Origin of the sequence: Bacillus sp. C30 (assembly GCF_040838255.1) — a bacterium.
GTDB lineage: Bacteria > Bacillota > Bacilli > Bacillales > Bacillaceae_G > Bacillus_A > Bacillus_A mycoides.
The window spans coordinates 1-6,720 of sequence record NZ_JBFPJH010000179.1 but is presented as its reverse complement, the minus strand read 5'-3'; the positions used below and the strand labels follow the sequence as shown (position 1 = coordinate 6,720).

General features: G+C 36.8%; 4 protein-coding genes, 2 pseudogenes and 1 riboswitch. Of the genes and pseudogenes, 5 read left to right on the top strand and 1 reads right to left on the bottom strand.

Translation table 11 applies throughout. The features are described from left to right. The first annotated feature begins 201 nt into the window (after nucleotides 1-201). The 4 genes from gapN (at nucleotide 202) to AB3X49_RS15510 (ending at nucleotide 5,193) form a co-directional block, all read left to right on the top strand. Nucleotides 202-1,641 carry an NADP-dependent glyceraldehyde-3-phosphate dehydrogenase gene (gene gapN / locus AB3X49_RS15525; RefSeq protein ID WP_002134606.1) on the top strand — a complete coding sequence of 480 codons (1,440 nt, stop codon included), beginning with the start codon at nucleotides 202-204 and terminating at the stop codon, nucleotides 1,639-1,641. Between the two features lie 177 nt (nucleotides 1,642-1,818). Beyond that, nucleotides 1,819-2,000, top strand: a riboswitch (Lysine riboswitch). A 146-nt stretch (nucleotides 2,001-2,146) separates the two neighbouring features. Then, nucleotides 2,147-3,571, top strand: coding sequence for an amino acid permease (locus AB3X49_RS15520; protein WP_367963165.1), 1,425 nt, complete (start codon nucleotides 2,147-2,149; stop codon nucleotides 3,569-3,571). A gap of 60 nt (nucleotides 3,572-3,631) precedes the next feature. After that, the gene (locus tag AB3X49_RS15515) at nucleotides 3,632-4,831 is read left to right on the top strand and encodes an ABC transporter permease (RefSeq protein ID WP_367963163.1); all 1,200 of its coding nucleotides are present in this window, start codon (nucleotides 3,632-3,634) and stop codon (nucleotides 4,829-4,831) included. Between the two features lie 158 nt (nucleotides 4,832-4,989). Further along, nucleotides 4,990-5,193: a hypothetical protein gene (locus tag AB3X49_RS15510; RefSeq protein ID WP_044444657.1), complete on the top strand. Its 204-nt coding sequence runs from the start codon at nucleotides 4,990-4,992 to the stop codon at nucleotides 5,191-5,193. Nucleotides 5,194-5,244: 51 nt separating this feature from the next. Here the strand turns inward: AB3X49_RS15510 and AB3X49_RS15505 are convergent. Then, a pseudogene (locus AB3X49_RS15505) lies at nucleotides 5,245-5,952 on the bottom strand (MFS transporter); the annotation flags it as partial. Between the two features lie 341 nt (nucleotides 5,953-6,293). Between AB3X49_RS15505 and AB3X49_RS15500 the strand changes: the two are divergent. Next, nucleotides 6,294-6,665, top strand: a pseudogene (locus AB3X49_RS15500) (cytosolic protein); the annotation flags it as partial. Nucleotides 6,666-6,720 lie beyond the last annotated feature (55 nt).

Sequence of the window (6,720 nt, the reverse complement as noted above, 5' to 3'; positions counted from 1 at the left end):
CTTTTATCACAAAAAATGAAAGTGATGCATTCTACTTATAATTCAGTTTGAAATAAGAGAATCTTCTGTAAGAAAGGGCATACAAAATAAAAAAATAGTAAGAAATCGTTTTCACAAACATTTCATTTGAAAAATATTATTAAACCACCTACAATCACCTTATACTCACTCTTACAAGTTGCTATTTTAGGAGGACTAATCATGACAACTAGCAATACGTACAAATTTTATTTAAACGGAGAATGGAGAGAAAGCTCTTCAGGTCAAACAATCGACATTCCATCTCCATACTTACACGAAGTAATTGGGCAAGTACAAGCAATTACTCGAGGAGAAGTGGATGAAGCAATTGCATCTGCAAAAGAAGCTCAAAAATCATGGGCTGAAGCTTCTCTACAAGATCGCGCAAAATATTTATATAAATGGGCTGATGAGCTCGTAAATATGCAAGATGAAATTGCCGATATCATTATGAAAGAAGTCGGTAAAGGCTATAAAGATGCGCAAAAAGAAGTCGTTCGTACAGCTGACTTAATTCGTTACACAGTTGACGAAGCACTTCACATGCACGGTGAAAGCATGATGGGTGATAGCTTCCCTGGTGGATCTAAATCTAAACTTGCGATTATTCAGCGCGCACCACTTGGTGTTGTATTAGCAATTGCACCATTTAACTACCCAGTAAACTTATCTGCTGCAAAACTTGCACCAGCACTTATTATGGGTAACGCTGTTATCTTCAAACCAGCAACTCAAGGTGCAATTAGCGGTGTTAAAATGGTTGAAGCACTTCATAAAGCTGGCCTTCCAAAAGGTCTTGTAAACGTAGCTACAGGACGCGGTTCTGTAATTGGTGACTACTTAGTAGAACATCCTGGCGTAAATATGGTATCGTTCACAGGTGGTACAAATACAGGTAAACATTTAGCGAAAAAAGCTGCGATGATTCCACTTGTATTAGAACTTGGTGGTAAAGATCCTGGTATCGTTTGTGAAGATGCAGACTTACAAGAAGCTGCAAAGCATATCGTAAGCGGTGCATTCTCTTACTCAGGTCAACGTTGTACAGCTATTAAGCGTGTACTTGTACATGAAAATGTAGCAGACGAACTAGCTGGCTTATTAAAAGAGCAAGTAGCTGAACTATCAGTTGGATCTCCAGAACAAAACAGCACAATCGTTCCATTAATCGACGACAAATCTGCTGACTTCGTTCAAGGTTTAATTGACGATGCTGCTGAAAAAGGTGCAACAATCGTTATCGGTAACAAACGTGAGCGCAACCTAATTTATCCAACATTAATCGACAACGTAACAGAAGAAATGAAAGTTGCTTGGGAAGAGCCATTTGGCCCAATCCTTCCAATCATCCGTGTTTCTTCTGACGAACAAGCGATTGAAATTGCTAACAAATCAGAGTTCGGTCTGCAAGCAAGTGTCTTCACAAAAGACATTAACAAAGCATTTGCAATTGCTAACAAAATCGACACTGGTTCTGTTCAAATTAACGGACGCACAGAGCGCGGCCCTGACCACTTCCCATTCATCGGTGTAAAAGGTTCAGGTATGGGCGCACAAGGTATTCGTAAGAGCCTTGAGTCTATGACTCGTCAAAAAGTAACTGTATTAAACTTAGTTTAATCTTATATGTAGCAGCTGATCTAATAATTAGGTCAGCTGCTTTTTAGTTAAAACCCTCCAAGCCCCAATAACGAACTCTTCTCTATAATCTGATTATTACTATATCCATTGACGTATAAAAATACATTTGTTACTCTTAAACATGTTAATTTAATACATAAATCCTCATTCGTATCTCGGTGAGGTAGAGGTTGCAGTCATTAAGAGTATCATTTCAGGAGATGTAGTGGCATTGATGAAGAAATGAGAAAGGAATGATTGCCGAAGTAAGTCGTGTCCACCATGCACGCTTGCTGGGTCTGCATTTAATAAGTGCAGAACTGTCACAAACGTTTCGTTTGTGGAGAGCTATCGAGAGGTATGTCGTGGGTTTCTTATAAGATAGAAAGCATGTAGCGGCAGATTACGTGCTTTTTTTGTTTTGTTTGGACCTTCTCTTCCTTATCAGGAAGACATACATATCTCCTCGCTTGACTTGGTTATACTAACTTTGGAGGTATTTTCTATGCAACAAAAAAAATGGGGCTTTTGGGTACTAACAGCTTTCGTTGTCGGTAACATGGTTGGCGCTGGTATTTTCATGGTGCCAAGTACGTTAGCACAAACAGCAAGCCCACTCGGTGTCACTTTAGCTTGGTTAACAACAGGGTTTGGTGTTTTAATGCTAGCTCTTGTTTTCGGTAATTTAGCAATTCGTCGTCCTGATTTAACGACAGGACCACAAAGTCATGCATATGCTTTATTCTCAACACCAAAAAGAAAGAAAATGGCTGGTTTCAGCATGGTGTGGGGATATTGGGTTGCAAACTGGGCAAGTAACGTTGCCATCATTACATCTTTCGCGGGATATTTATCACTCTTCTTCCCGATTATGAAAGATACGCGACTATTATTTTCAATCGGCTCGTTCGATATAGAAGTTGGAAAGCTCATTACATTTACTATTTGTTCCGTCTTACTATGGGGCACACATTTAATTTTAACAAACGGTGTAAGCGGAGCTGGGAAGCTCAACTTCCTAGCAACAACAACGAAAGTAACTGGATTCCTTCTATTCATCATTGTTACGTTATTTGCGTTCGAAGCTTCAAAATTTGGACAATGGTACACACCGATGATCGATAAAGAAGGCGTATCACACGGCCTCCTTTCACAAGTGAATTTAGCGGCTCTTACAACGCTTTGGGCATTTATCGGGATTGAATCAGCCGTTCTTTTATCAAACCGAGCTACCTCTCCAAAAACGGTAAAACGCGCCACTGTTGCAGGATTACTTATTACAGTTGCAATTTACTTAGGAATTACAATTTTAACAATGGGTGTACTTCACGTTGATAAATTACAAGCTTCTGAACGTCCATTAGCAGATGCATTAAACGCTGCAATGGGTCACGGCGGCGGGAAACTTATGGCATTACTTGCTCTTACTTCCCTATTCGGTTCAATATTAGGCTGGATTTTATTAAGCTCAGAAGTACCTTATCAAGCTGCAAAAGAAGGTTTCTTCCCTTCCTTCTTCGCAAAAACAAATAAAAAAGGAAGTCCAATTCATTCACTACGATTAACAAACATTATGTCGCAAGTGTTCTTATTCTCAACATTATCAGGAACAATTGCGGAAGCTTATACATTCGTTATTACCGTATCAACACTGGCCTACCTCATTCCATATCTCGTTTCACCAATCTTCCAGTTAAAACTAGTCGCAACTGGTGAAACATATAAAAATGAAATGCGGGCAAGAATTACAGATGGTATAGTCGCAGTTATCGCACTTTGCTATGCACTATGGGTTATTAAAACAGGAGCATCCGATATAAAAACATTTCTTCTCGGAATTGGTTTATTCGGAATTGGCTTTGCCTTCTATCCATTAATGAATCGTGATCAGAAAAAAAATAAAGAAAAGAAAAACGAGCAAGTTGCGTAACGCAATTTGCTCGTTTTTTACTTTATAAAACATATATAATAGAAAAAAGAGGTGAAAAACATGTCAATCGAATCACTATGGAGCTCTCGCTTTCAACAACATATTCAAAATGCCATCACATACTTTGCACGTATGATTAACGGTTTACTATATAGCTTCATCTTCGTCTCATGTGTAGGTGCATATTATTACGCTAAGTTTCTTAAAACGGATCCTTCTAAAGGAATATCTTTATTACTCATCACGATCGTACTTACACTCATTATAACGAGATGCCAAGTTCGCACATTTATTCAAAAACCGGACGCTGTCTATTTACTTGCATTAGAAGAGAAATTAACATCTTATTTTAAAAAATCTCTTCTATATAATTACATCATTCAGCTTTTCCCATTATTATTTACGTTTCTTATTCTCGTACCGCTTGCCATGCAATCATTACAATTAACCGTACCTTTTTTATGTACAATCTTTATAATTTTAATGATTCTAAAGAGCTGGAACATATACATACATTGGATATGGCGTGATAGTCATGAAAAAAGCATATGGTTTATCATTCGTATTGCTTGTAACGCCCTGATCATTTACATGCTATTTTATACTGCAAATGTAATTGTATTAGGTGGATTACTCTTACTTCTCGCTTTCCTACTTCTATATACGAAGAAACAGCCCACAAAGCGAATACCGTGGGAATACATAATTGAGCAAGAAGAAAAAATGGACATACGCTTTTATCAATTCGCTAGCATCTTTACCGATGTTCCGCAGCTAAAAAAACAAGTAAACGGCAGAAAATGGCTTACAAATTGGATCGAACCTTTACTACATAAAAAACGAGCTACTTTCTTCTATTTACATACACTTGCATTTTTACGTGGTAATGATTATTTCGGTATATATATTCGCTTGGGGGTAATCGGTGCTTTTATCCTATATTTTGTTCCGAATATATACGTAAAAGGTGCTATCGCTTATATCATCCTATATATGATTTCTATGCAGCTTCGTTCTCTGTGGAAATATTTTTCAGGAAATATTATTGTAGCATTATATCCAATTGATACTGAAGAACGAATGAGTCAATTTCTTAGCTTAATTTTCATATTGCTAAGTATTCAACTCATTGTATTTTCAAGTGTTATACTCATTGCTACAGGACAATTACTACATGCTTTGATTATTATGGTAATCGGCATACTTTGGATAAAGTTTATTATTGTACCAAAAACGAAGAAACGAATTTCTTCATTTTAACGAGAAAAGAGGCTGCACATAACAGCCTCTTTTCTCGTTCTAAAATTTCTAATCACTTTTCGTAGGCATTTCTCATATAGTGAAAATGACTATACGATTCCTATCCATAAGTTAATAATGATTTCGCACATATAAATAAAAAAGATAGGAGCTCTATTATGAACAACAATCCGCCTGCAACGCCCCAAAACAACTCAGAAAAAAATAGCCGTGACATTAAATTGCAAACATTACGAGTCATCGGACTCATCGTCCTTATTAGTGGTTATATCCTCGTCGCTCTCTCAGAAGTAGGTGAGCTGAAAACCTTATTAACAAACCCTAACGCCAATCCTGATTTAGCTGAAGTTGATCCGTTTTAAAAATTATATAAAAAGCGAGTCCCAGTATAACTGGTTCGCTTTTATATAGTTTCATCCAATCTGAGAAACATTTCCTTCATTCTGATACTTCTCTTTCCCTATCGCCTTCATAAATAATAAAATACTGCTCATACCAACAATAAAGTACAGAGCACTCATGCCCCAAGATGCAATAAACGAGCCTAGCATAACACCTAATGCCCCATTCATTTTTGCCACTTGAAAGACCATTTCGTTAATCGCCATATATGAACCTCTTGCCTCGTTTGGCACCATATCCGCCATTATAGATTGACGAACCGGCACATACATCATCTCTCCTACAGTTTGGAAAAGCCCTGCGATTAATAAGATCCATAAACTATTGCTCGTTCCGAGTATTGTAAATCCAATCGTGTAAATGAATAAACCTACATATAAAATTTTCAAATCGTTGAAGCTTTTCAGCATTTTAATAAGAAGCGCTGTACATAACACAACTAAAATTGTATTCTCTGCCGATATCCAGCTGAGCATTCGAATACCTGTTAAATCGAATGTAAAACCATTCCCGAAGAAAAAGTGCACCGTTTCAAATTCCCTCTGTAAACGTATCCCTAAATAATTATTAATTTGAAACTCTAACGATAGTGTACATATACTTGCTGCACAAAAAATTAAAAACGCTCTATCTTTCATCACGACTTTATAACTATCTGCCATATCTTTTAATACATTTTTCTTCTCCACCGTTTTTCGTGCCACATACACTTCTTCCATCTGTTATATATAAAACTTTCATTTCCGAAAACAGTGCAAAACAGCTATATTACGCCGTTTTGTACTATATCTAAATTTATAAATAGCAACATATTTCTGGTTATTTATGACCAATTTGTTACCGCGAAAATTCAAAATTAAACTAATAAAAAAATAAAAGAGCACAGCGTGTATAAAAGGTGTTGACGCACCCTTTATACCGTCCGCCTACTCACGCTAGGCAAACACTTGCTGTAACTCTTATGTACCCCATTTTATCGTACATAAGGGTTCCTCCGCAACAGTTTGCTTACATTTTGTGGCATACTGTTGCTTTTTTATTTCGGAGGAGACGAGCCCTTATGAAAAAATTGACTGCCTATAATGCAGATGTTCAAAAATATATGCAACAAAACAGATTAAGCTCTCAAAAGAAAAATGAAATTATTGATGCTATTAGAAAACGTATCGATAATACGAATCAAAGTTTTGAAAGTTTATTTCCTTCTCGATCTAAACGAAAAGATGTGATGGATTATATTATTTATTTGCTTTCAGGAAATGGCATATGCAAAATTTCTGCTGAGACATTAGCAGATAAAGCTGACTGTTCTGTAAGAACTGTGACTGATACTGTTCGTGCATTAAAACAAACAGGCGAAATCCTGGTCGCTGGATTAGCTGACGGCAAGAATAAATATGTATTTGTATTAAAAACGCACCCTAATTTCACCGGTTCTGTTGCAAAGTTTTAAAAAATAGAGAACGGATTATAAAGTGGCGTTTGGG

Coding starts and splice junctions, on each gene's coding strand:
- gapN (WP_002134606.1), top strand. CDS start 202: ATGACAACTAGCAATACGTACAAATTTTATTTAAACGGAGAATGGAGA.
- AB3X49_RS15520 (WP_367963165.1), top strand. CDS start 2,147: ATGCAACAAAAAAAATGGGGCTTTTGGGTACTAACAGCTTTCGTTGTC.
- AB3X49_RS15515 (WP_367963163.1), top strand. CDS start 3,632: ATGTCAATCGAATCACTATGGAGCTCTCGCTTTCAACAACATATTCAA.
- AB3X49_RS15510 (WP_044444657.1), top strand. CDS start 4,990: ATGAACAACAATCCGCCTGCAACGCCCCAAAACAACTCAGAAAAAAAT.